This window comes from Limibacterium fermenti (assembly GCF_041902845.1).
In the GTDB taxonomy this organism is placed as follows: Bacteria; Bacteroidota; Bacteroidia; order Bacteroidales; family Dysgonomonadaceae; genus Limibacterium; species Limibacterium fermenti.
Map to the genome: position 1 here is coordinate 2698215 of NZ_CP159486.1, position 23466 is coordinate 2721680.

The 23466-nt window shown below is 42.7% G+C and carries 15 protein-coding genes and 1 pseudogene; 6 read left to right on the forward strand and 10 right to left on the reverse strand.

The features are described 5' to 3' along the window. The first annotated feature begins 27 nt into the window (after window positions 1–27). The 5 genes from ABNK31_RS11805 (at window position 28) to ABNK31_RS11825 (ending at window position 5185) form a co-directional block, all read left to right on the forward strand. Window positions 28–741: a hypothetical protein gene (locus ABNK31_RS11805; RefSeq protein WP_418892712.1), complete on the forward strand. Its 714-nt coding sequence runs from the start codon at window positions 28–30 to the stop codon at window positions 739–741. Between the two features lie 26 nt (window positions 742–767). After that, complete coding sequence (locus tag ABNK31_RS11810; RefSeq protein ID WP_418892713.1) at window positions 768–1139, forward strand: hypothetical protein; 372 nt, start codon at window positions 768–770, stop codon at window positions 1137–1139. A 165-nt stretch (window positions 1140–1304) separates the two neighbouring features. Further along, on the forward strand, window positions 1305–2105 hold the full coding sequence (locus tag ABNK31_RS11815; protein WP_418892714.1) for a polysaccharide biosynthesis/export family protein: 801 nt from the start codon (window positions 1305–1307) through the stop codon (window positions 2103–2105). Window positions 2106–2111: 6 nt separating this feature from the next. Continuing rightward, window positions 2112–4490 (forward strand): GumC family protein, encoded by a 2379-nt coding sequence (locus tag ABNK31_RS11820; RefSeq protein WP_418892715.1) that lies wholly within the window; start codon window positions 2112–2114, stop codon window positions 4488–4490. 227 nt (window positions 4491–4717) lie between these two features. After that, window positions 4718–5185: a nucleoside deaminase gene (locus ABNK31_RS11825; RefSeq protein WP_418895400.1), complete on the forward strand. Its 468-nt coding sequence runs from the start codon at window positions 4718–4720 to the stop codon at window positions 5183–5185. 199 nt (window positions 5186–5384) lie between these two features. On the opposite strand, the gene ABNK31_RS11830 is transcribed toward ABNK31_RS11825, so the two are convergent. The 4 genes from ABNK31_RS11830 to ABNK31_RS11845 all read right to left on the reverse strand — a co-directional run bounded on the left by ABNK31_RS11830 (window position 5385) and on the right by ABNK31_RS11845 (window position 13187). Beyond that, on the reverse strand, window positions 5385–5564 hold the full coding sequence (locus ABNK31_RS11830) for a nucleotidyl transferase AbiEii/AbiGii toxin family protein (RefSeq protein ID WP_418892716.1): 180 nt from the start codon (window positions 5562–5564) through the stop codon (window positions 5385–5387). Window positions 5565–5687: 123 nt separating this feature from the next. After that, window positions 5688–8219: a hypothetical protein gene (locus ABNK31_RS11835; RefSeq protein WP_418892717.1), complete on the reverse strand. Its 2532-nt coding sequence runs from the start codon at window positions 8217–8219 to the stop codon at window positions 5688–5690. Window positions 8220–8347: 128 nt separating this feature from the next. After that, window positions 8348–10054 carry a RagB/SusD family nutrient uptake outer membrane protein gene (locus ABNK31_RS11840; protein WP_418892718.1) on the reverse strand — a complete coding sequence of 569 codons (1707 nt, stop codon included), beginning with the start codon at window positions 10052–10054 and terminating at the stop codon, window positions 8348–8350. A 10-nt stretch (window positions 10055–10064) separates the two neighbouring features. Next, complete coding sequence (locus ABNK31_RS11845) at window positions 10065–13187, reverse strand: SusC/RagA family TonB-linked outer membrane protein (RefSeq protein WP_418892719.1); 3123 nt, start codon at window positions 13185–13187, stop codon at window positions 10065–10067. 923 nt (window positions 13188–14110) lie between these two features. Between ABNK31_RS11845 and ABNK31_RS11850 the strand changes: the two genes are divergently transcribed. Continuing rightward, the gene (locus ABNK31_RS11850; RefSeq protein ID WP_418892720.1) at window positions 14111–14536 is read left to right on the forward strand and encodes a helix-turn-helix domain-containing protein; all 426 of its coding nucleotides are present in this window, start codon (window positions 14111–14113) and stop codon (window positions 14534–14536) included. Between the two features lie 21 nt (window positions 14537–14557). Here the strand turns inward: ABNK31_RS11850 and ABNK31_RS11855 are convergent. From ABNK31_RS11855 to xylA, 6 genes and pseudogenes are all read right to left on the reverse strand, one after another. Then, window positions 14558–15134 (reverse strand): annotated as a pseudogene (locus ABNK31_RS11855) (transposase); the annotation flags it as partial. Between the two features lie 765 nt (window positions 15135–15899). Then, window positions 15900–16883 carry a glycosidase gene (locus ABNK31_RS11860; protein ID WP_418892721.1) on the reverse strand — a complete coding sequence of 328 codons (984 nt, stop codon included), beginning with the start codon at window positions 16881–16883 and terminating at the stop codon, window positions 15900–15902. A gap of 42 nt (window positions 16884–16925) precedes the next feature. Then, window positions 16926–18215, reverse strand: a complete 1290-nt coding sequence (locus ABNK31_RS11865; protein WP_418892722.1) for an MFS transporter — start codon at window positions 18213–18215, stop codon at window positions 16926–16928. A gap of 10 nt (window positions 18216–18225) precedes the next feature. Further along, window positions 18226–20532, reverse strand: a complete 2307-nt coding sequence (locus tag ABNK31_RS11870) for a glycoside hydrolase family 3 N-terminal domain-containing protein (protein ID WP_418895401.1) — start codon at window positions 20530–20532, stop codon at window positions 18226–18228. A gap of 72 nt (window positions 20533–20604) precedes the next feature. Beyond that, window positions 20605–21987 carry a D-xylose transporter XylE gene (xylE, locus tag ABNK31_RS11875; protein WP_418892723.1) on the reverse strand — a complete coding sequence of 461 codons (1383 nt, stop codon included), beginning with the start codon at window positions 21985–21987 and terminating at the stop codon, window positions 20605–20607. A 97-nt stretch (window positions 21988–22084) separates the two neighbouring features. Beyond that, on the reverse strand, window positions 22085–23413 hold the full coding sequence (gene xylA / locus ABNK31_RS11880) for a xylose isomerase (RefSeq protein ID WP_418892724.1): 1329 nt from the start codon (window positions 23411–23413) through the stop codon (window positions 22085–22087). Window positions 23414–23466: the final 53 nt, after the last annotated feature.

A 23466-nucleotide genomic window follows, 5' to 3' on the forward strand; every position in this document is an offset into this window, starting at 1 on the left:
TCCAAATCAATTAATATAAGGTAGAATATGAAAATAAAAAATTTATTCCTATTGGGTTTTATCGTCTTACTCATTGCCTCGTGCAAACACGATGACGACAACGTGCAGACCGGATATAAAGTGGGGGATTATTACCCCGACCCGAATGTAACCTTCCGCTCACCGGGAGTTGTAGCAAGCGGAACAGCGCCCGCAGGCATCGTCTTTTGGCTCGATCCGCAAGACAGTCGCCACGGCAAAATCGTAAGTCTGGATGAAACAAAGGCGCACTGGTCGACGATCTATTCCACCACAAGCGCCACAGATACCGGCAATGGCCTTACGAATATTCTGCAAATAAAAAAACAGGATGATACGTTTTCCCATTATCCGGCGTTTGCCTGGACACACCGCAAAAACAAGGCAGACGAGACCTATAGCAACGCATCCGCCACAGGTGTATGGTATCTGCCGGCTAAGAATGAATTGAAAGTCCTGTATGCAGGTTATAGCGGAATCACAAGCCTGTGGGATGATTTTTCGAATATGCCGGATTATAATAATCCTAACCGTGCGGCTGCCCGCAAAGCCTTTGACAGTAAGCTGGAAGCAGCCGGAGGCAACGCGTTCACCACAAATTATTATTGGTCTTCGTCGGAAGGCGATAACAGTTTGGCGTGGGAAGTGAACTTCAGTAATGGCTACACCACCAATCTCAATGAGTCAAGTCCCGACATGGCACGGTGCATACTCAATTTTTAAAAACAAATCCATCAATAATGAAAACAATGAAACATGTACTATTATCTCTTTTTGCATGCAGCCTTCTATTGCTCACCGGCTGCGAAGAAACCACCAGTAAAGACAACGCCTACAGTTTCGGCATATCGAGCTATAACGGCTCATTAGGCGATTTGGCCGCCATAGAAGGGTATTTGAAAGGAAAAGGCGCACCCCTCTCGCCCCAAATATTCACGGGAAAAGACGACGCCGACACCGACAAGCAGGCAAAAGCCGCTTTCGATAAGGCCGCGGCCAAACTGTCGAGAGACGAAATCAAGGAATTGGGACTCTCTTCCTCCGCATCGTTCACCTACTCCGCCGCAAGAAGCGACGACAAAGGCGAAACCGTTACCGTGGCCAGATTCACTTATCCCTAAGAAAAGATTCAATAATTGTGATAAAATCCTTGTTCCCTGCTCAACTACATTAAATAAAAAAGCAACACAATTTATTAGAAGGAATAATATAAAAAAATAGTGCTTAATGATTAAAAAAAAGCTATTTTTACTTTTTAATAAACTCTCTCGATAAAGAAAATTCTCATGATAAGAAGTATTCGTTTTTTTATTTTGTGTTTGTTAACAATCGGATGGGCAGGATGCCGATCATCGCAGAACGTGGCATATCTTCAAGGTGCAGATACACTTTCGGCTCAAGCATATGCACAGCAGGAAGCGATTCTTTACGATGCCCGCATCCTACCCAAAGATTTATTAACCATAAGCATCAGCGCAACCGATCCCGAATCCGTACACCCGTTCAACCTGACGGTACCGGCACATACAACGGGATTGGGCACCTATTCGCAGCCGCAATTGCAAACGTATCTGGTGGACAATAACGGCCAGATTAATTTCCCGGTGTTGGGAATGCTCGATCTGAAGGGCTTGACCAAACGCCAGGCAGAACAGAAAATCGGCGGCTTGCTAACGCCTTATCTGAAAGAAAACCCGGTGGTGACGGTGAGTTTCGTGAATTACAAGATATCGGTTATCGGCGAGGTGCTGCGCCCCAATACGTTTACCGTTTCGAACGAAAAAATCAGTGTGTTCGAAGCGTTGGCCATGGCTGGTGATATGACCATATACGGAAAAAGGGATAACGTGAAGATTATTCGCGAGGATGCGGAAGGACGCAAGATTATCATTCCGATGAATTTAAACGACAGAAATATCATTTTCTCACCGTATTATTATTTACAGCAAAACGATGTGATATATGTGGAACCGAATACGGTGAAAGCGCAAAATGCCCAAGTGGGTGCGATGACGAGCTTATGGATATCGGGAGCGTCTATTCTTATCTCCGTGGCCAGTTTGGTGGTAAATATCTTAAAAAGATAACTTCTTATGCAGAATAATCAAAATTCCTCGGGCTTGTCGTTCAATGGAGGAGAACCGCAAGAGGAAAACACCATTTCGATTATGGAGATTCTGTTGCTGTTTGTTCGCTACTGGAAATGGATCGTAGCGGGAATGACAGTGGCTTTGATCGCGGCATTCATCTATCTATGGTATGCCACCCCCACGTACAAAGTGACGTCGAGCATCATCCTGAAAGAGGATAACAGCACGACGCAATCGTATGCCCCCAGAAACGCTGTGGAGGGAGTGTCGGCTTTGGGATCGGTAACAAATTTGGACAACGAGATTTATATCTTACAATCCCGAACGACCATCCGCTCCGTAATCAATCAACTTAAATTACATACGTCTTACATTGTGAAGGAAGACATCAAGAAGATCGACCTTTACAACAAAAGCCCGGTGATTGTGGATATGGAGCAAAACAACTTGGAGAACCTCCGTCATCCCATAGAAATAAAATTGGTGATGGATGAGGCTAGTCCCCGGGTATCGGTATCACTCTTTATCGAAGAAGAAAAAACCGACACGGTATTTATAGAATTGCCGGCATTGCTGTGTACCAAGGCGGGCAATATCAGTTTTACTCGCCGCCCGGGAAGTAATCCGTTTCATAAACCGTTAAACATATTCATCTGTAATCCTAACGATGCCATCAAGTCTTATCGTTCCGCGTTATCGGTACAGCAGGCTTCGCAAAATGCATCCGTGTTGGATGTATCGTTGAACACGCCTTACACCGAAAAGGGGATCGACTTCCTGAATAAACTGGTAGAGGTATATAACAACAATACGCTGCAAGATAAGAACATGGAGACGACCAACACACAGGCGTTTATCGATAACCGTATCGCAATTATCGACAGGGAGCTTACAACCGCCGAAAAGGATGTGGAACAGTTTAAGCAAAATCAGGGACTGACCAATTTTTCGAGTGACTTGCAGAAAAATATGGAAATGGGGACGCGCTACGAGCAACAACTGGTAGAGGTGGAAACACAAATAAAGATGGTGGATTATCTGGATGAGTATGTAAACGATGAGGCAAACGCCAATAAGATGATTCCAAGTAACATCGGCATCAACGACCCCACACTGGCCGCCACTACGAATGAGTACAACAAACTGATCATGGAGCGGGAGCGGTTGGCGCAGAGTACTACGCGAGACAATCCCATGATGAGGAAACTGGAGGAGCAATTAGCCGCCTTACGCACTAACATCAACGCGTCCATACGTAGTGTGGGACAGAGTTTGAATATTGCATGCAGGGATGTGCGCAATCAGGCAACTATTTTCGGAGGAAAGGTGGAGAGCACACCTACGCAAGAGCGGCAATTTATGGAGCTTTCGCGTGAGCAGCAAATTAAAGCGAGTCTCTTCCTGATGCTGCTCGAAAAGCGTGAAGAGAATGCGCTGGCCTTAGCCGCCACGGCCAATAAGGCGAAAGTACTGGATGAAGCAATGGTAGATAGTAAAGTGGCGCCCCGGACGATGGTTATTCTGTCGGCGGCGCTGTTTCTAGGCCTGTTGGTGCCGGCGGCAATTATTTATCTGCTCGATTTATTACAGTATAGAATTCATACAAAAACAGATGTAGACCGCATAGCAAAAGTGCCTTTGCTGGCAGAGATACCAACCTATGAGGGGAGTATTATAGCTGTTCACAAAAATGCGGTACATGAAATTGATGAAGCTTTTCGTATGCTGCGCACCAACCTGATGCCGATGCTGGGGGCTGAGAAGAAAGTAATGGCCTTTACGAGCACCGTATTAGGAGAGGGAAAGACGTTTGTGGCATGGAACACAGCTATCACGCTATCGCTTTTGAAGAAAAAAGTTTTATTGATCGGCTTGGATTTACGGATTCCGCATTTATTCGAATACATGAATCTGGATTCGAAAACGGGAATTACGGATTATTTGGCGGGAATTGAAGAAAATATCCACACACTGATCCTGCCATCGGGAGTAATGGATAATTTCGACGTGATTCCAACCGGAACGATTCCTCCCGATCCGGCCGAGCTGCTATCGCAAAATACGCTGGATAAAGCTATTGATACATTGCGGAATGAATATGATTATATCCTTATCGACTCGGCGCCTGTGGGATTAGTCGCCGATACGCTTATCTTGAACCGCGTAGTGGATACAACGGTGTATATTTGCCGATCTCATTATTCGAATAAAAATAATCTGAGGTTTGCCAACCAGTTGATGAGTGAGAATAAACTCAACAACATGTTACTGGTGGTGAATGATGTAGATTATTTATATCGGCCTTATGGTTATGGTTACGGATATGGTTATAAAAAAGACAAAAAGAATAAGTATAAAGGCAGGGGAAAAAACTACCGATAAAAGATTGGTTGAAGATCTGGATTCCTGAAACATTAGAGTTCAAAAAGAGAGGATAAAACGAGATGAAAAAGACAGCAATTTCTTTCACAAAAAAAACAACTCATTCGAGAAAAAACAGTTATCTTAGCCGCTTGTGGCTCGTCCTCCTGCTTGTTGCGGGAGGATGGGTCGCGGCTTGCGGCCCTCAATCGGAGAAAGAGGCAGCCAAAACAGAAAATAATATTCCGATGAATGAAGAAGAATTGATGCGGAAAGCCATCGCGCTTTCCATCGAAAACGTGGCAAACGGCGGGGGACCTTTCGGGGCGGTCATCGCCAAAGACGGACACATCATCGCCACGGGGGTAAACCGTGTAACGGCCAATCACGACCCTACGGCTCACGCCGAGGTGAGCGCCATACGCGCCGCCTGCGAGAAACTCGATACCTTCGACTTGAGCGGCTGCGAAATTTATACGTCGTGCGAACCGTGCCCGATGTGCCTGGGCGCCATCTATTGGGCGCGCCTCGACAAGATGTACTTCGCCAACAATAAGGACGATGCCAAGCAGATCGACTTCGACGATTCGTTTATTTATGATGAACTCGCACTGCCGCTGTCGGAACGAAAACTGCCGGCGGAGATTTTGCTTCGTGACGAGGCCCTGAAAGCCTTTCAATTATGGCAAGAGAAAACCGATAAAATAGGATATTAATCCTTCAGGCTGTCCACAGGCACTCCAAGAACTCCGTCGGTACGTCACAAAAGCAATTAAAGTTTCTCTATTAAGCGTCTTTCACCAACGGATAGGCTGTCTGTGGGTCGTATTTTCATCCGTCCTTAAGCATACTCGTTTCTCCCAAAAACTCATCATCCGATATCTTTTGCTCCATATACAAACGATAGCATCGTATTCATTTATCAGCATCTATGTTTCCAGTCATTAACGCTTTATACAAATCAAACAAGTCGCTTACCTTTCGTCGCTGATACAATGCTCTCAATTTGGTTCCGAGCAATTCTTCCAACCGGTATGCAGCAACGGAACATTGTCCGGAAAACCAGCGTATTATTGTTTGCCTTTTGTTTGACAATCGGCTTTCCCAAGAAAGATAACCCCACCCTCAGTTTTTCGATGGTGGGTTTTAAGCGCATTTTTTGCTTAAGTTATCTCTTCTTGAATTCTGCGGATGACCGGTCTCGCAATATCTTTACTTTCACTTTTTTAATTCACCAAATAATGGCTGAATTGATGTCGTAATAAGGATTCTTAAATCAACGGTTTTATTTCTATATTTTAGAGGAATCTTCCATAAAAATGGAGCCCATGCTTTTCTTCCTATTGATTGCCCGTTTATAAACACTTCGGCAACAAGCCCGCCTGTATCGATAGAAATATATTCTTTACCGTTTAAAGTTTCTGTCTTTTTGAATTCTATTCCTCCGGCATAGTTCAATAATCCCTGATTTTTAAAAGAACGGATTGATAAGGTTTCCGATAATTGACCCAATTGGTTGTCCTTTTTTAAAGAAAAATCTCCAAAAAGGAACGCCGAAGGCAAATAGGTGTAATCTCTTTTTTTATCGATCAAAGACAAAAGATGTTTGCCTTTTTTTAATGTAAGTTTGTCGGATTCCATATAAAGATTCTTGAATTCTTCCGGCAATAGCTGACATGATTGGATCACAAGAACTTCCTTTTCGTCCAATTTTAGACTAACCGTATCACCAAACAGGCTGACCGCATCGCCGAATTTTCTGGCTACCAGTGTAACATTATCAATATCTTTATCGAGATAAAACTCACACTTACCCGATTCATCAAAAAATACGCGCATTGCATTTGGGGCTGTTAATTTATATTCCATTAATTCATCCGGAGAAATTGGGAGTACATTTTTTTTAATAGATGATACTTGTCCGGGTTCATATGTAAATACGCCGTATTCCGGCATTTCGAATATACAAGTTTCCCCATTGTCTAATTTCAAAGTTAATTCACCCTGTGATTTGTCGGATAATGATACCACACAGATGCTATTATCTTTAAATTTTTTCAATAAGATGTTATCAGCTAAACCTCCACTTGTATTCTCCACCCTAATATCCCTGCGAATATTTTGTTCCAGCCAAACGGCAAGCTCATCAAACGAATGAAAGAATGCCCCTGTTTTTTCTTCGGTAATCCCGTTCAATCCAATTGATATGACTGATTCATAAACTGAAACATCTTCCGTTTCTTCTTCAATTAAAATCGGATTCCATTGCCAATCATATAGATTGCCGAGTAATTCTGCCAGTTGAAAAGCAGGTTTCACATTGTCGGGATTAAAAAGAGTTGAAGCCGTCAATGTCTGAGGATAACGCACCGCAATTTTGTAATCGGATTCTTTCCCGGCATATAAAGACGCTTTTTGAGCATCTTCCCCAAGTTCTTTTAAAGCCTTGAACCAAGGCTGTGTAGGATTGAATGTCATGTACCATCGTTTTTGCATATTGCCTCTGGCGTCAACCGGAGCAACAGACAGGACATAATGATTTACTCCGTGAAGGGCTGTTATCCATATCATTTGCCGTATTTTGCCTAAAGGCATATCTGCTGGTCCTAAGGAAAAAAGTTCGGCCAAAGCATCCGTTGCTTTTGCTTTTTTCGTAGCATTTTTAATCATTCCCATCGTTACCCATTCCGTTGATTTGAGTGTCGTTTTAGTGAAGATTTCATCGATTCCAGGCATTCCAAAGGAATTGATCGCCATTAGGGGGTCTCCATTCGCTTTCAATGCTTCAGCAGGAGTAATTTCATCCATCAAATGACCGGTTAAAACCACATTATGTTGTTTACACCAAGTACTGATTTTATCAAGATAGGTCGATTTAAACCTTTTTCCCAATAGATAAAAATAATCGGCCCATAAATTGGGGGGTGTCACTCCGTGCAAATGAGCTTCAACATCCTTTCTGAAATCGCGGTTCGTATGTTGATGATATTCTTCTTCCAATCCGGACCAATAAGTTAATTCAAGTAAGCTTCCACGCGTCTTATGATATAAAGTGGCATATCCCGGACTTGGCTCATCGGTAAAAACACCTTTAATGACATTACCGAAGTATTTCCCGAACCGGCTATAATATTTTTCATAGGTTAATGCGATAAAACTGTCAACCGCTTTTTCATTCAATACGTCAGCATATAACGGAATTGAAGAGACAGTCCAATAATAATCACGCTTCTTTCTAACATTGTCTATCACTTTTCCTGTAGCATATTCGGATGCAAATATTGAAACTTTTTTTGAAGCGTAATCTTCATTTTGCCTTATAACCTGACCGGCACTTATACCGCTTGGACAATAATATTCATCGTATAACCAGATTGACATTCCATTTTGTGCCGCATATTCGATAATATATTCACAAATATCCAGAAATTCTTCACTCATAAATTCAACTTCCAATCCGGAACGCGGGTAGATTAAAAGCTGCTCAATTCCAGCGCTTTTAAAATTATCCAGATATTTTTGAACCTCCACTTTGGTAGGGTTACCTGTAATAGCCGCAAAAATAATCAAAGGATTATTGGGTTTTATAGCACCTCTCTTATCTATTTTCACTTTACTTTCCTGTATATATTTGTTTGAGGTACTTTTAGGCGATGCAATTAAAGAACAGTTAATAATCAACATCATTAGCACAAAACATTGTACTCTCCTGTAATCAAATAAAATCTCACTTATACTTATATTTTTCATTTTTTGTTATTTTCAACCTGTAAAAACTGAATTAAAATTATTCATTTAGGAAGGCATGACTTATTATCATCATGCCTTCTCTTCGTAAAGTAATTTTCTCTCCGGAGATTCCGCAAAACATATCGACGCTAATAGTTCGGATTTTGCGTCAAATTTCCGTTGATTAATATCTCACTTGAAGGTATCGGGAACAAATAATTCTTTGATGCGTCAAACTTCCAATCACTTAAAAGACTATAATATCCCTTTTCATATATAGGGGTTAAATCGGGGATGCCATTTTCATCTATTTGAGGTATTTCAGGTAATGGCCATAAGCCATCATCAACAATTTTTCTCATCACGGTAGATGTATACCACCCGTACTTGGCATAATTCAACGCTATCTCGGCCACCCTCCAACGAATAAGATCCATGTAACGGCGTCCTTCAAAACATAATTCCATACGTCTTTCCATCCTTACTATTGTTCTCATCCGGTTTTGATCTGTAATCTTAATTTCAGGATATTCTGTTATTTGTGACTTGTCCACACCATAAGCACGTGCACGAACCATATTCATCGCATCGAAAACGGATTGATCGATTTCATTCAACTCTATTTTCGCTTCAGCGTACATTAACAGAACATCTGCATACCGCATAATAAACATATCCGGATCTGCTTTCCAATCATCGGTCCATGTTTCGTCGATCCATTTTTTCCAGATAAGGCCGGAATACACACTATGTTGAGTAACCCCTTTACTATCATTATTCGTTACATATTTTCCGGTCTTTACATTCAAGACCTTTAAGGAGTCTGGATGGGGTTGGTATATATAACCTAACCATTCCGTTCCAAATTCAACGGTGTTCATAGCAAGTCTTGGATCCCTGTTTTTAAAAGGATTCTTCGGATCAAACAAGGGAGACTCATCGATTGGAAGGCCATCGGTACAGAGGTAAGAACAAAACAAATCCCAACTCATGCCAAAAACAGCATTTCCTCCTGGGGTACGGGTAACAAAATAAGGAGTATTATCGTCCCAACTACTACCCAACTCTACCGACAAAATTCTTTTTATAATTACTTCATCGGTATTGTCAGAAGCAGGTAAAAATAAATCCCTATAGTTTGGATGCAATGAATAAGTACCCAGATTCATACAAGCTTTTGCTGCATCCCGGGCTGTTTGCCAATCCCCCTGATAAAGGGCAATCCTGGCTTTCATTGCTAACGCAGCACCTTTTGTCGCCCGAGAATATTCATTATTGCTATATGATTCGGGGAGATTTTCGCCGGCAAAATCAAAATCAGCATAAATTGCCTGTAATATTGTTGCCTTATCCGTCCGGCCCAAGGTATAGGTTTCTTCAATCGTAAGTGGTTCGGTATAAAATACAACATCACCAAAATAAGAAATTAAAGTGGAATACATGCAGGCCCTTAGAAAACGAGCTTCTGCTTCAAATTGGATAAGCTTCACTTGGGAAATAAGAGAAGAAGCCGGTTCAATCTTCGACAATATTTCGTTACTATAGGCAACACCGGTGTACATTCTCGTCCATAAGTCTGTTACAGTAGAAGTGGTGCCACTTAACGTTCCTGCAGATTGAGCATAAGAATATGTTCTGGATGAAAAATCATCTGTTGCTAGATCGTCTCCATAATAATAACTTCCTACATACCAATAAGTCCTTCGATATAATTCTAATAGAGACATTTCAAATTGGGTTTCATTGCGATACCAGTTACCACTGGAAGCCTCGGAAGGCGGATCTAAATCCAAATTTACACATCCCTGAAAAAATATTATAGTTACTATTGTTATGATAAATGTCTTTAAGTTCATAATCTTAATTTTATAAGTTAATAGAAATGCCAAAAACATACGAAGCAGTAATGGGATAAGTTGAAGAGTTTGCTTCAGGATCCCAGCCTTTGGGATAATGATCAATAGAGAATAAATCGGTAATGGATGCATAAACCCTTAATGACTTGAAATACTTCTGACGGAAAATTTTATCAGAAAAATTATAGCCTAGCGTAATGTTCTTCAGTCTTAAATATGCCCCGTCAAATAACCACATATCAGAGAAAGTATACGCACTTCCGCTGGTTTCTTCAAGCCGGGGGTACTTGGCGTTAAGGTTTTCTTCCTCTGTATTGTAATGGCTCCAATATTTTCCATCAATTATCTTGGGAATATTTCCTTTATCGCCGGGCTTGGCATAATACATTAGCCCTTGCATTTTACTGACTTGTTTACCTACCCCCTGAAACATCACAGATAAGTCGAAGTTTTTATACTGTATATCAAGATTCAACCCATATAAATATCGAGGAAGAGAGCCTCCCAATAACGTTCTATCATATGAATTAATTATTCCATCGGGTGAGCCTTCCGGTCCACTGATATCCCTATATTTTATATCCCCTACTTTTTGGTTGGCGGAGATAACGGCTGAATTATCCAAGTCTTCCTGGGTTTGAAACAACCCCATTGTTTTATATCCATACCATTCGTTAAATTCACTCCCTTCCTTTTTAACTTGTTCTCCCAAAAACTCCGTTCCTTTTAAGTCAATCATTTTTGATTTATAATCAGATAGATTTGCCGAAACACTGTATTTTAAATCACCAATATGGTCATTCCATTTAAGATCGATTTCCCATCCTATCGTTTTCATTTTGCCTGCATTTTGATTGGGATCGGATAATCCGGCAAAATCGGGGACGTCTACTTTCAATAGCATATCTTTTGTGTTTTTTATAAAATAATCACTTGCAACGGATAATTTATTATTAAGTAAGTATATATCTAATCCTAAATTAACGGACTCTGTTGTTTCCCATGAAATATTCTCAACTGCAAATGCCCGTTGCGCTGCTGTTTTTACCGAAACTTTATCATTTCCCTTGTTGATATGAGCATTACTGAAAGAGATAGTCGACTGATAAGGGTAATCTCCTATCCGTTCATTTCCAAGCCTTCCCCATGATGCCCTTAATTTTAAAAAGCTAAGAAAAGGCGAAAAATCTTGCATAAAAGGCTCCTCTGTAAGCACCCATCCTCCTGAAAATGAAGGAAAATATCCCCATCGATCGTCGGGATGGAAACGGGAAGAACCATCATATCTGCTATTAAATTGTAAAAAATATTTGTTATGAAAGTTATAGGAGATACGACCGAAGAAAGAACGGTAAGCATTTTCAGTAGCGCTTCCGCTATTCGTAATATAATTGGGGTTACCTAAATCCAGATAGGGAAAATCAGCTAATTCGAATTGGTCGCTTGATGCGACAAGGCTTTCATACGTATAATAATATTGTTCGTATCCTGCCAGAACATTTAGAGTATGTTCACCCAGTTTTTTATCGTAATTAGCCAGCAATTGTGACGTAATGTTATACGTATTGTTTCTGTATTCATCCAGATCGGTGGAAGTTGACCATCTCAGGTTTCCTGCAGTCGCGTTTGGATTATCTTTTTCATAATAAGGAACCACTTTATAATAAATTTTTCTCTTATAATTGTTTATGTTGGGAGCAACAACGGCTGATATTTTTAATCCTTTTAGCGGGTTAAAATCAATTGCTATCCGTCCCCCGACCTTATCATCCCAATAATTATCGAAGCCTCTCCAATTCAACATGCCGTAGACATTTTGAGCACTTAGGCCCGGAGCTAGCGTCCCATTACTCCACACGGCCGGATAAATGGGTGCATAATAAAATAGTTGGGTAAAAATGGTACCATCCCCCATTCCTGCATTATTAAAGTCTTTTGAAATTGCCCGTCTGTAATAGATATCTGCTGTTGCTGTCCAATATTTATTAATTGTCAGTTCATTATTGGCTCTAACAGAAAATCGTTTGTATGATGTTTCTGTTTGACTTTTAGGCAATTTATCTTGTTTTTCATAAATCATCGAAACGCTTGATTTTATTTTCTCGGATCCGAAAGATAACCGAACGGCATGACTCTGCTTTGGAGCATAGTCCTTGAGAGTTAAATTATACCAATCGGTAATCGGATATGAATCAGGGTCATCTGCATTCAGTTGATCGTAATTTTCGATAAGATCTTTTGAATAGATTGGATACTCATTCGCATCATTTCCTGCCTTATTCCAAGCAATTTCGTTACAAATCTCCATCCAGCGCTTAACATCTACAAATTCAGGTAATGCTGATGGTCTCTCGAAGCCATAGTTAAAGTCATAACCGATATTTAACTCTCCCTCTTTAGCCCTTTTGGTTGTAATGAGAACCACTCCGGCAGCAGCCCGGGCACCGTATATCGAAGCCGAAGCACCATCCTTCAGGACTGAAATACTTTCTACATCACGAGCATTAATATTATTAATGCCGATGCCGGGTACCCCATCGACAATAACCAATGGGGTGCTTTCGTTAATTGATGTAATTCCACGAATATTTATTCCAGCACCTTCTTTGGGATCGCCACTACTTCGTGTAATTGTTACCCCGGGGAGAGCTCCTTGCAAAGCCTGGGTAAGGTGCGTAGATTTTCTTGTTTCAAGAAGTTTACCGTCAACAGCAGCAACAGCTCCTGTCAAATCTTTCTTTCTCATAGTCCCGTACCCCACAACGACCACTTCATCCAACGCTTTGGAATCTTCCTGTAAAACAACCTCAAAATTTGTTTTACCCGCAGAGGGGATGTCTTGTACCTGATAGCCGATATAAGAGATGTGGAGTATGGCATCGCCCTCCACCTGTAATGTGAAGTTCCCGTTAATATCGGTCACGGTACCATTTGTCGTACCTTTTTCTATCACGTTGGCCCCGATGATAGCCTCGCCTTTATGGTCCGTCACTATTCCGGAGACCTGCCTTTTTTGCTGTCCTACGTCCAAAGAAATTCTTGTATCAGGAGCATGGTTACCGGCAAAACTGTTGAAGGTGCCCAATAACACAAAGATAGAAACGAATTTAATGATTTTAAATGTCTTATTCATGCGATTAAAATTGAATACGTATTAAGGATATGCTGTATCCTTACAGGCCGACAGTGAATCTGAGTCGCTACAGCGGCAAATGCTTGTCGGCATTTATTGAAAAATACATGCTGAAGTTTCACAGGGTTCCTCGTTTTTCAACCTTATTTCATTTCTACAGGCGGATTAACTCCTTGCGGAACTTCGATTAAACGTGTAATTCCGGCGAAGGCCGGCTGAAAGAGTAAGGGGAGTTTGCACGTAGCTGAAATCCTCTGTGTCGACAGGCAATCGTACAGGTGAAGAATAGGTATTCTACCGGTTAAGGAATAAGACTGCCGATAATCCGGTTTCTAAAATCTTATTCCATACGGACTCTAAAGTGTATTATATTGCGCGGATATAAAAAAGAGGCGCGGACGATTGTCGTTATTCTAATTACAAGGCTCCGCAAGGGCCATTACCAGAGAATAAAACAATGTCCACGCCCTTATTGCTAAGGGCGCTTCCATTCTTTGGTCTCTAGTTTGAATTTTGCGGATTCTGTAATTAGACCAAAAAAAGCGCTATGTAATTCGTACCGTATTAAACAGTACAAAAGTACTCATTCTTTTTAATTTCTATGTTCTCATACGCATTTTGTTTACGTTTTAAATATTTTTTGTAACTTTACTCCCTCTCAATTTACTTGAGATTTCAAAAGTGAATGTTTTCACTTTGAAATGGACCTACTTAGCAGATACTCATCGTTTAATAATGCAAATGAATAAAAAAAACAATGAAACCCTGCATATATTGAAATGTTTCGCACAAGCGTATTCAAAAAACTTACAAGTGTAAAATGTGTTGTACAAAGAAGCATACAAGTTGTATAACTTCTTATTAAATTATTTTCATATTCTATTTTCTATTATCTTTGTTATAAATTTCAATTTGAGTTAGTTATGAATAATACGGAAAACGATAAAAAGAGCGTCCATCAAGGTAAAAATGCAAAGCGACTCAGGGAAGCCAAAGGCATTAAACAGGAAGTAATTGCCATGGAATTGAATATTACCCAACAAGCTGTATCCCAATTGGAAAAACGTCGCGAACTGGATGATGAGACGATAGCACTATACGCCAAAGTTGTGGGGATCGACGAGCAATTTATACGGAATATGACGGATGATTCTTTGGAAGGAAGCAATTACTTTTATGACCATAGTTCCCAAAACAGGGATTACAGTACTCAAAACTTAACCTTTAATCCTTTGGATAAGGTAGTGGAACTTTGTTCGGAAAAAGACCAATTATACGAGCGGATGCTTTCAGAGAAGGAAAAAGTCAATAATTACCTTGAAAAAGCCTTGGACAAATTATCTAAATAGTCGACCCTTAAAAAGTATATTTCATTCAGAAAATCCGAAGGGTACCATTTGTCTTACCCCTCGGATTTTCTGTTTTTCGCCCTCTAATAACAGTTTCCGGATTAAGCCCAAAAGAACCCTCATGGCTCTTTTGAAGTTATAAGCTGCTGCAAGCCAGCAAAACATTGATAGCATCCCCAAGTATGCCTTTATAGAAGTTTCGCCCTAAACGATGATCAGTCTTCAGATGCCCGATGGTTGGTTCTATTCCTGCACGCTTGCAAAACAGCTGATGTTTTTTCTTGCGTTGATAGGATGTGTCTTTGGCTTTTGGCGTATCAGGAATCAGTATCTGTGTCCCGTTTATCTCTTTCTTACCACGATAGCCCCTGTCTCCGGCTAATCGCTTAATCTTTTTCCCTGTCAGCCGAAACACCTGTTCCAGGCTCTTTTGAATCGTATGCCCATCGTATTCGTTGCGGAAAGAGCTGGCGCCGAGAATGACGCCTGTAGCAGAACGTATGATGGATACTTTGTTACCAAATTCATATTTTTTGTGTTCTTTACCTTTACTGATGCATTGAACATCAGGCTCATGGATGGGATAAATCTTACGGGGATGAAAACAGAGATCGAGAGGAGGAAGTTGTATTTATCATAAAAATCTGCAAGTTTCTATGTCCAAAGATACAAAAAATTGCAGATTTACCAAAAGAATTATGATATTATATTACTGGTAATCAGTATATAAATGACTTATTAAGGAACGACTAAATATTCCATAAAGCAATTGCATTATATGCGGCAAAGATACGAATTATTTTGTCTCGCAATTCCACATTTAGGTTTTTTGCGGTCGTTCATCTATGTTTTTTGTGGTGGTTTATTTATGTTTTTTGTGAAATATTGTCGGCAAAATATCCTTTTGGGGCGGCCATCGCCAAAGACGAGAGATAGATTTATTCCTCCCAATACTACATTGACTGCAAAGATCCGTACATTGACCTTAGAGAATCGTACATTAAGGTCAGAGACTCGCACAATGACTTTACACAATCGTGCATTAAGGTCAGAGAATGGTACATTGGGGTCACCGGGTCGTACATTGAGATCGCCGCATGACACATTGTCAGCTCACAATCGTTCATTGCTATCGATGTCCCGTACATTGCCCTCGATACGTCTTACATTGTATTTTTCGCAGGCTACATTGCCGGCGGAAAATCATACACTGAGTCTTCCGTAGAATCTTCCGGAAAAAAAGAATCATAAAAAACGGGAGACCTACGCCAACTATCCAATAAACCGTTAGTACCGATCCTTATCGAAATGCTTTTTGTGCGATCCGAAACGTTCGGTAAAAAGGCGAAAAGGACATTCACCTCTAAAAAGACGTGTCCGAAATCGAATGCTGCTTGCAGAAGGCTATTATTTCACTCCGATATCCGAAAGTCAATCCGACGACAGTATCGGCGCAACCATAATACACAGCAATGCGCCCGCTTGCTTCATCGTGTAAGGCAGCACAAGGGAACACGACATTCGCCACATCTCCCTGTAATTCATAAGGAGCCGCCGGAGCCAACAGATAAGGGCGTGTGCGGTACAACACGTTTGCAGGATTGTCTTTATCCAGAATAGCCGCTCCCATAGAATAACGGAAACCGTTGCAGGTAGCGATAACGCCATGATAAAACATCAGCCAGCCTTCTTCCGTCAAGATAGGAACAGTGCCGGCGCCTATTTTTGTGCATTGCCATGCCGACTCGGCAAAAGGCGTCACCTTCATCACACAACGATGTTCTCCCCAATATTTCATATCCGGGCTGTAACTGATATAAATATCCCCGAATGGCGTATGCCCGTTATCACTGGGACGGCTTAACAGGACATATTTCCCGTCTATTTTCTGCGGGAATAGTACTCCATTGCGATTAAAAGGCAGGAAAGCATTTTCGCATTGGAAGAACTCTTTGAAATCGAACGTATACCCGATGCCGATCGTGGGCCCGTGATAACCGTTGCACCAGGTAATCCAGTAACGGTCTTCAATCCATGTCACACGCGGATCGTATTTATACTCCGACTCTATCATATCCGTATTTCCTGCTTTGAAACGGATGGGTTCGTGATGAATTTGCCAATTTATGCCATCCCGGCTAAACCCTGCAAAGATATTCATCTGAACCGCCTTGTTGTCGCAACGGAACACACCCGCAAATCCATCTTCGAACGGAACGACGGCGCTATTGAAAATACTGTTCGACGTGGGAATATCATACCGGTTAATAATCGGATTCTTCGAATAACGCCACATGACATCGTGACTGTCTGCCGGGCGTTCTTCCCAAGGTATTGTTTGTCTCATAGTTATACATTTTTTATTGATTGATTTGACATTATTTTATTTTCACGAAACGGATTCGTTTTTCTTTTTATCATCATACGTAAACGGCACGAAATAAGTAACCAGAAAGGCCGGTATCGTAGCGAACAGGACGAATAGAAAGAAGTTTTTATATCCGATCGCATCGCTTATGAATCCGCTCAACATGCCGGGCAGCATCACTCCGAGGTTCATAATGCCGGTGGCAAACGCATAGTGCGCCATTTGATACTTGCCCGGCGCTATTTGCTGCATCATAAAAAGCGTCAGCCCTACAAATCCGAATCCATACCCGAAATATTCAAAAACGATTCCGGAAGCTATCAACCAACCTTCGGAGGGTTGGAAGACGGCAAACAAAAGATAGATTGCAAAGGGGATATTAAACGCACAGCACAAAAAGAAAAGCGCTTTCTTTAATCCTACCCGAGCTATAAAATATCCCCCGAGTATGGAACCAAGTATAAAAGCGATGGCGCCGAAAGTCCCGTAAAACAATCCTATTTCTTGCTCTGTCAGTCCCAATCCCTGTTGCTCAACAGGCGCTTTTAAGAAAAGAGGGACGATTTTCATGACAAAGCCTTCGGCAAATCGATACAAGATAATAAAGGCGATGTACCACCCGATATATTTCTTTTTAAAGAAACTGCCGATCACATCCCACAGCGACGTCAACCCGTCTTTGAATGAATGAGCTTCGCCTGTCGCCGCACCTCCCTTGGGTAACCTTTTGATGTGATAGAAACCCAACAACAGCATGATACCGCCACACAGAGTCATCACCGCCATCCAGGCGTAAACCGTTCCAAAATGCCCCATCAGATAACCGGCAAGCCAAACCAAACCTCCGGAGGCGGCGACTTTCGCGAGATTATAAAAGGCTCCCTGCCATCCTATCCATTTGGCTTGTTCTTCCTTGTCCAGTTCGGTCATGTAGATGCCGTCGGTCGCAATATCATGAGTGGCCCCGCTAAAAGCGATGATGAATAATAGACCAATGGCTATTGCGAAAAAATAAGGCATCTGCAACGACAAAGCCACTAAACCGAAACAAATACCGGTCACAAACTGGGTGAGGACGACAAAGAATTTTTTTGTTTTAAACATCCCCAAAAACGGGCTCCATAAAGGTTTCAGCGTCCAGGGGAGCATAATCAGCGAGGTCCAAAAGGCAATCTGCGCATCGGAGATATCCAAGCCTTTGAACATCAGTACGGAAACCATATTCAGGACAACAAAAGGAAGCCCCATCGCAAAATAGACGGTAGGAACCCATTTCAGCGGAGAGCTTGACTGCGAAGTATTTCTTTTCATCAATATAAACTTATTTCACTTCTATTTGAGTGGTTAATTTCAGGTCGGCTGACGAACTACCGACCATTACGGTAAACATTCCCGGTTCCACGACACTATCAAAATGGTTGTCAATAATCGACAGGTCATTTGCCGTCAGGAGAAACGTTACCATCTTTTCTTCGCCGGGGAGAAGATGGATGCGTTTGAAGTCTTTCAATTGCTTGACCGGCTGAACAACAGATGCAACCTCATCTCTTACATATAACTGGACGACCTCATCGCCACTCCGTTGCCCTTCATTTTTTAATCGGAATGAAATTTCAAAACGATCTTTGCCCTTTTGAACGGCTTTAATCGTTGCATATTCAAACCGGGTGTAACTCAATCCGTAACCGAAAGGGTATAAGGGTGTGGCTGACATTTCGATATAATCGTGTCCACGCGGACTTTTTTTATTGTAATACACCGGTAATTGCCCCTCATGTCTGGGGACGGATACGGGCAATCTCCCGGCCGGATTATAATCGCCGAACAGCACATCGGCAATCGCATTTCCCCCTTCCTGTCCCGGATACCATGCCGTTAACAACGCATCGGCATGCTCATCCGCCCAATTCATATTCAACGGCCGTCCCTGAATATGAATCACGATGACCGGTTTCCCGGTATTTTTCACCTTCTTCAACAGCTCCAATTGTTGGCCGAGTAAATGAAGGGTTGCCCTGTCAAAGCCTTCCCCGCTTTCCATATCGCTGAGTGTTTGGGATGAAGCAACGGCTGCCCCGGTTTCGAGATAATCGGTTTTGAAGTCTCGGGCGCTCGAACCTCCCACGACGACTATTGCCACATCCGATCGTTTGACGGCTTCTACCGCCTCCTCTATCGTCGTATTCAAGGTATCGCGTATCGAGCAGCCTTTTACATATTCTATCTGTGAGGATTTCAGTTTAGAGCGTATGCCATCTAACACCGTCTTTATATTCCCCTCGTCTTGAGGAGCGGTATAGTCGCCCAGCATATTATACCGATTGTCGGCATTAGGCCCTATGACGGCTACTTTCAGATTTTTAGCCAACGGCAATATGTCATCTTTATTCTTCAACAAAACAATAGACTCTTGGGCGATGCTGCGGGCAAGGGCGATATGTTCCGGAGACCTTACATTCCGTCTTGCCCTTTGCGGATCGACATAGGGATTGTCGAACAAACCCATCTCAAACTTCAATTTCAATACCCTATATACCGCTGTATCGAGTGTCGCAATGGTCACTTGCCGATTCTCTACGGCCTCTTTTAATTGTGCAAAAGCATTTGCACCCAAGTCTACCTCCACACCCGCATTCATAGCCAATGCCGCCGCATCAGTCAGGGTTGCCGCTACAGAGTGGTTTTCCATCAGCCCGTCTATGCTTATAAGGTCCGATACGGTAAATCCTTTGAAATTCCACTCGCGATGAAGGATACCGGTCAACAGTTCTTTGTTGGATGTGCAGGGAACGCCATCGATAGAATTATAAGCGGTCATAACAGACAAAGCTCCGGCATCTATCGCCGACTTAAATGGAGGCAGAAAAACTTCATGCAATTCTCTTTTCCCGACAATGGCGGAATTTCCGTTATGTCCTCCTTCGGGGATACCATAGGCGATAAAATGTTTCAGCGTAGTAATGGTGCTGTACTCCTTTTTCAGTTGCCCGCCTCCGTTTCCTTTTGATATGGCAGCAGCCAGACGAGCGCTCAACACCGGATCTTCGCCAAAACTTTCTTCCACCCTCGACCAACGCGGATCGCGAGAAATATCAATGACCGGCCCATAACTTATATGCCCTCCTTGCAAACGGATTTCTTTCGAGATGGCCGCACCCATCCGTTCAAGCAGCGCGGGATTCCAGGTCGAGGCCTGCCCTATTCCGCTCGGGAAAACCGTTGTCCCTATTGCCATATGGCCATGGGGAGCCTCTTCGGCTAAAAACAAAGGAATACCCAACCGTGAATTTTCTATTGCATAACGTTGCAAAGTATTTGCGGCTTTTGCAGCAAGCTCGGGATTCAAACCGTTCGATAATGTCTTTTTAGTCCACGGATCGGCCCGGAATACCGCCCAGAGCATCCCGACCTTTTTCTCCGCTATCATCCGCTTGAATGCAGCGGAAGGCCACACGTCGCCGCCTTGTTTTTCATACATCTCCCAGCCGAGCGGGCAAAGGAGTTGGCCGATTTTCTCTTCCGTCGTCATGCGCGAGAGCAGGTCGTTCACCCGTTCTTCGACGCACAAAGCCGGGTTTTTATACGGTAACGCTTCCGGACGGGCGTATTCCGTCGTCTGCGCACGCATAGAGATGGTAATCAACGCAACACATGCTGTTGCCAATAGTTGTTTAATCGCTGTTTTCATCCTTGTAAAAATCTACCAAAGCTTCTCCATCTCTTCGAGGGATTTCCCTTTCGTTTCCGGAATCCATTTCCAAACAAACAGTCCCGACAAGACAGCCATCATCCCGTAAAACCCGTAGGTCAACGTACCGCTAAAGTCCATCAACGCCGGATATGTAGACGATATCAGATAATTGGCGATCCATTGTGCGGCAACCGCTATCGCTACCGCTTTACTTCTAATCTTATTCGGAAAGATTTCGGATATCAACACCCAGCATATCGGCCCCCATGACATCATGAAAGAAGCGGTGAAAATAATAATGAATAACAATGTCCACAGGCTGATAACGCCATAATGTGACATTGCCGACAGCGCAAACATCCCGATAGCCATTCCGACCGACCCGGAGATTAAAAGCGGTTTGCGCCCCACTTTATCCACTGTAAAAATGGCGATGAGGGTAAACAGGACGTTGACGATACCCATAATGATGGTTTGAAGCATGGAAGCATCTTTCACCGCACCCATACTTTCGAAAATACGCGGCGCATAATACAAGACCACATTTATACCGACAAATTGCTGGAAAACGGATATGAATATACCGATAATAATGACTTTTTTGCCGTAAGAAAACAGTCTTGTATTCGTTTGTGCGACTAACGTATTCCTTATCTCCTGCAAAATATCCGATGCCCGTTGTTTTGTTCCATTGATTTTGACCAATATCGACAGCGCTTTGTTCTCCTGATGGTTAAGACATAAGAAGCGGGGGCTTTCGGGTATAAAAAATAAGAGAATCCCGAATAATGAAGCAGGAATAGCGCACGAAGCGAGCATGCGGCGCCAACCGATTGCATTGATCCACTCGATGGATTCGCCTTTAGCAATTCCCCAATTGACGAAATAAACCACCAACATCCCCAGAATAATAGCAAGCTGGTTGAAAGAGACCAGACGTCCGCGTATTTGTGAGGGCGCGATTTCCCCAATATAGGTGGGCGTGACGGCCGATACCAACCCGACGCCTATTCCTCCGACGATGCGGTAGAGGTTGAATGTAAGTAACAGTGCGAGGGAAGGTTCTCCGCGCTTGAAAAAAAACGTTTCGGGGTAACCGGCGCCTAATGCGGCTATCAAAAAAAGGGCGGAGGCAATCATCAATGTTTTTTTGCGTCCCAGCCGGTTAGAAAATATTCCTGAAATGCATCCCCCAATAATACAGCCTAACAATGCACTCGATACCGTTGCGCCATGAACGAGCGAACTGAGTCCTAACGGTTCGATAAAATAGGCTTGTATGGATTTCTCCGCACCCGAAATCACCGCCGTATCGTAGCCGAAAAGCAATCCTCCCAAAGTCGCAACAAACGTAATGGATAGAATGAATCTCGAATTATATTCTTTTCCCATGTATCTGATTTATTTATCGAGGTTGCCTTGAAAGGCTCCCGTCACCCAAGGTTCCGGGAAAACCTTCCAAGCCCTCCTCATTGATTTTCTTCTATCTTTAAATATACATATTGATAATCGCCTCATACAATTCTTGTTTTCCGCTGATTTGGTCAGGTTCCCTGTTCAAGTCAAGCGCATGACTGCGAAGGTCTTCCAGAGATAGTTTTCCATCTTCGAAATCTTTGCCTTTGCCGGAATCGAACGACGCGTACCGGGCTTCAAGCATGTGTCGATAGGGAGAAGTCTCCAGTATGCCGGCCGCTGCTTCCAAAGCGTGGGCAAAAGCATCCATGCCGGCGATATGCGCGATAAAGATATCTTCAGGATCGGTCGAGTTGCGACGCGTTTTGGCATCGAAGTTCGTTCCCCCGCCTTGCAATCCGCCATTTTTGAGAATAACCATCATGGCTTGCGTAAGCTCATAAGCATCGATAGGGAACTGGTCGGTGTCCCATCCGTTTTGGTAATCGCCCCGATTGGCGTCGATGGAGCCTAACAAGCCGGCATCGGCTGCGCATTGCAGTTCGTGTTCAAAAGTATGTCCCGCTAAGGTGGCATGATTGACTTCAATATTGATTTTGAAATCCTTATCCAATCCGTGCGCCCGAAGAAACCCGATCACCGTTTCCGCATCGTAGTCATATTGATGCTTTGTAGGTTCCATCGGTTTGGGTTCAATCAGGAACGTTCCTTTAAAACCTTTTGAACGGGCATAATCGCGCGCTTTGGTCAACATCATCGCCAGATGTTCCTTTTCCCGTTTCATGTCGGTATTGAGCAATGACATATATCCTTCGCGTCCACCCCAAAAAACATAGTTTTCGCCATCCAGTTCGATGGTAGCATCGAGCGCATTCTTAATTTGCACGGCGGCACGCGCCACTACATTAAAGTCAGGATTGGTAGCTGCGCCGTTCATGTAGCGTTTATGCCCGAAAATGTTTGCCGTTCCCCATAAAAGTTTAATTCCCGTTTCGGCTTGCTTTTCTTTTGCATAAGCCACCATGGATTTGAGATTCGCTTCGTATTCGGTTATTGAATCGCTGGGATCGATTAAATCGACATCGTGAAAACAATAGTACTCGATGCCGATTTTTTGCATAAATTCAAAACCGGCATCCATTTTCATCTTGGCTCTTTCCAATACCGAATCGCTCTGATTCCACGGAAAGGTTTTCGTTCCCGGTCCAAACGGGTCGCCACCTTCGGCGCATAGGGTGTGCCACCAAGCCATGGAAAACTTGAACCAGTCTTTCATCTTACGGCCGTAAACAACTTTATCCGCATCATAGTAGCGAAAAGCCAGCGGATTACGGCTTTCTTTTCCTTCGAACTCGATTTTCCCTATCCCGGGGAAAAACACTTGTTTTTTTTCTGCATTCATCTTTAAATATTATTTGAGATTTGTAATTCGTAATTTGTAATTCGTAATTTGTA

What these genes read in the sequence shown, in the direction of transcription:
- ABNK31_RS11835 (WP_418892717.1), bottom strand. Translation starts at nt 8,219, where the DNA reads ATGAAAAATATAAGTATAAGTGAGATTTTATTTGATTACAGGAGAGTA.
- ABNK31_RS11805 (WP_418892712.1), top strand. Translation starts at nt 28, where the DNA reads ATGAAAATAAAAAATTTATTCCTATTGGGTTTTATCGTCTTACTCATT.
- ABNK31_RS11815 (WP_418892714.1), top strand. Translation starts at nt 1,305, where the DNA reads ATGATAAGAAGTATTCGTTTTTTTATTTTGTGTTTGTTAACAATCGGA.
- xylE (WP_418892723.1), bottom strand. Translation starts at nt 21,987, where the DNA reads ATGGGAAAAGAATATAATTCGAGATTCATTCTATCCATTACGTTTGTT.
- ABNK31_RS11810 (WP_418892713.1), top strand. Translation starts at nt 768, where the DNA reads ATGAAACATGTACTATTATCTCTTTTTGCATGCAGCCTTCTATTGCTC.
- ABNK31_RS11825 (WP_418895400.1), top strand. Translation starts at nt 4,718, where the DNA reads ATGAATGAAGAAGAATTGATGCGGAAAGCCATCGCGCTTTCCATCGAA.
- ABNK31_RS11870 (WP_418895401.1), bottom strand. Translation starts at nt 20,532, where the DNA reads ATGCGTGCGCAGACGACGGAATACGCCCGTCCGGAAGCGTTACCGTAT.
- ABNK31_RS11850 (WP_418892720.1), top strand. Translation starts at nt 14,111, where the DNA reads ATGAATAATACGGAAAACGATAAAAAGAGCGTCCATCAAGGTAAAAAT.
- ABNK31_RS11865 (WP_418892722.1), bottom strand. Translation starts at nt 18,215, where the DNA reads ATGAAAAGAAATACTTCGCAGTCAAGCTCTCCGCTGAAATGGGTTCCT.
- ABNK31_RS11860 (WP_418892721.1), bottom strand. Translation starts at nt 16,883, where the DNA reads ATGAGACAAACAATACCTTGGGAAGAACGCCCGGCAGACAGTCACGAT.
- xylA (WP_418892724.1), bottom strand. Translation starts at nt 23,413, where the DNA reads ATGAATGCAGAAAAAAAACAAGTGTTTTTCCCCGGGATAGGGAAAATC.
- ABNK31_RS11820 (WP_418892715.1), top strand. Translation starts at nt 2,112, where the DNA reads ATGCAGAATAATCAAAATTCCTCGGGCTTGTCGTTCAATGGAGGAGAA.
- ABNK31_RS11845 (WP_418892719.1), bottom strand. Translation starts at nt 13,187, where the DNA reads ATGAATAAGACATTTAAAATCATTAAATTCGTTTCTATCTTTGTGTTA.
- ABNK31_RS11840 (WP_418892718.1), bottom strand. Translation starts at nt 10,054, where the DNA reads ATGAACTTAAAGACATTTATCATAACAATAGTAACTATAATATTTTTT.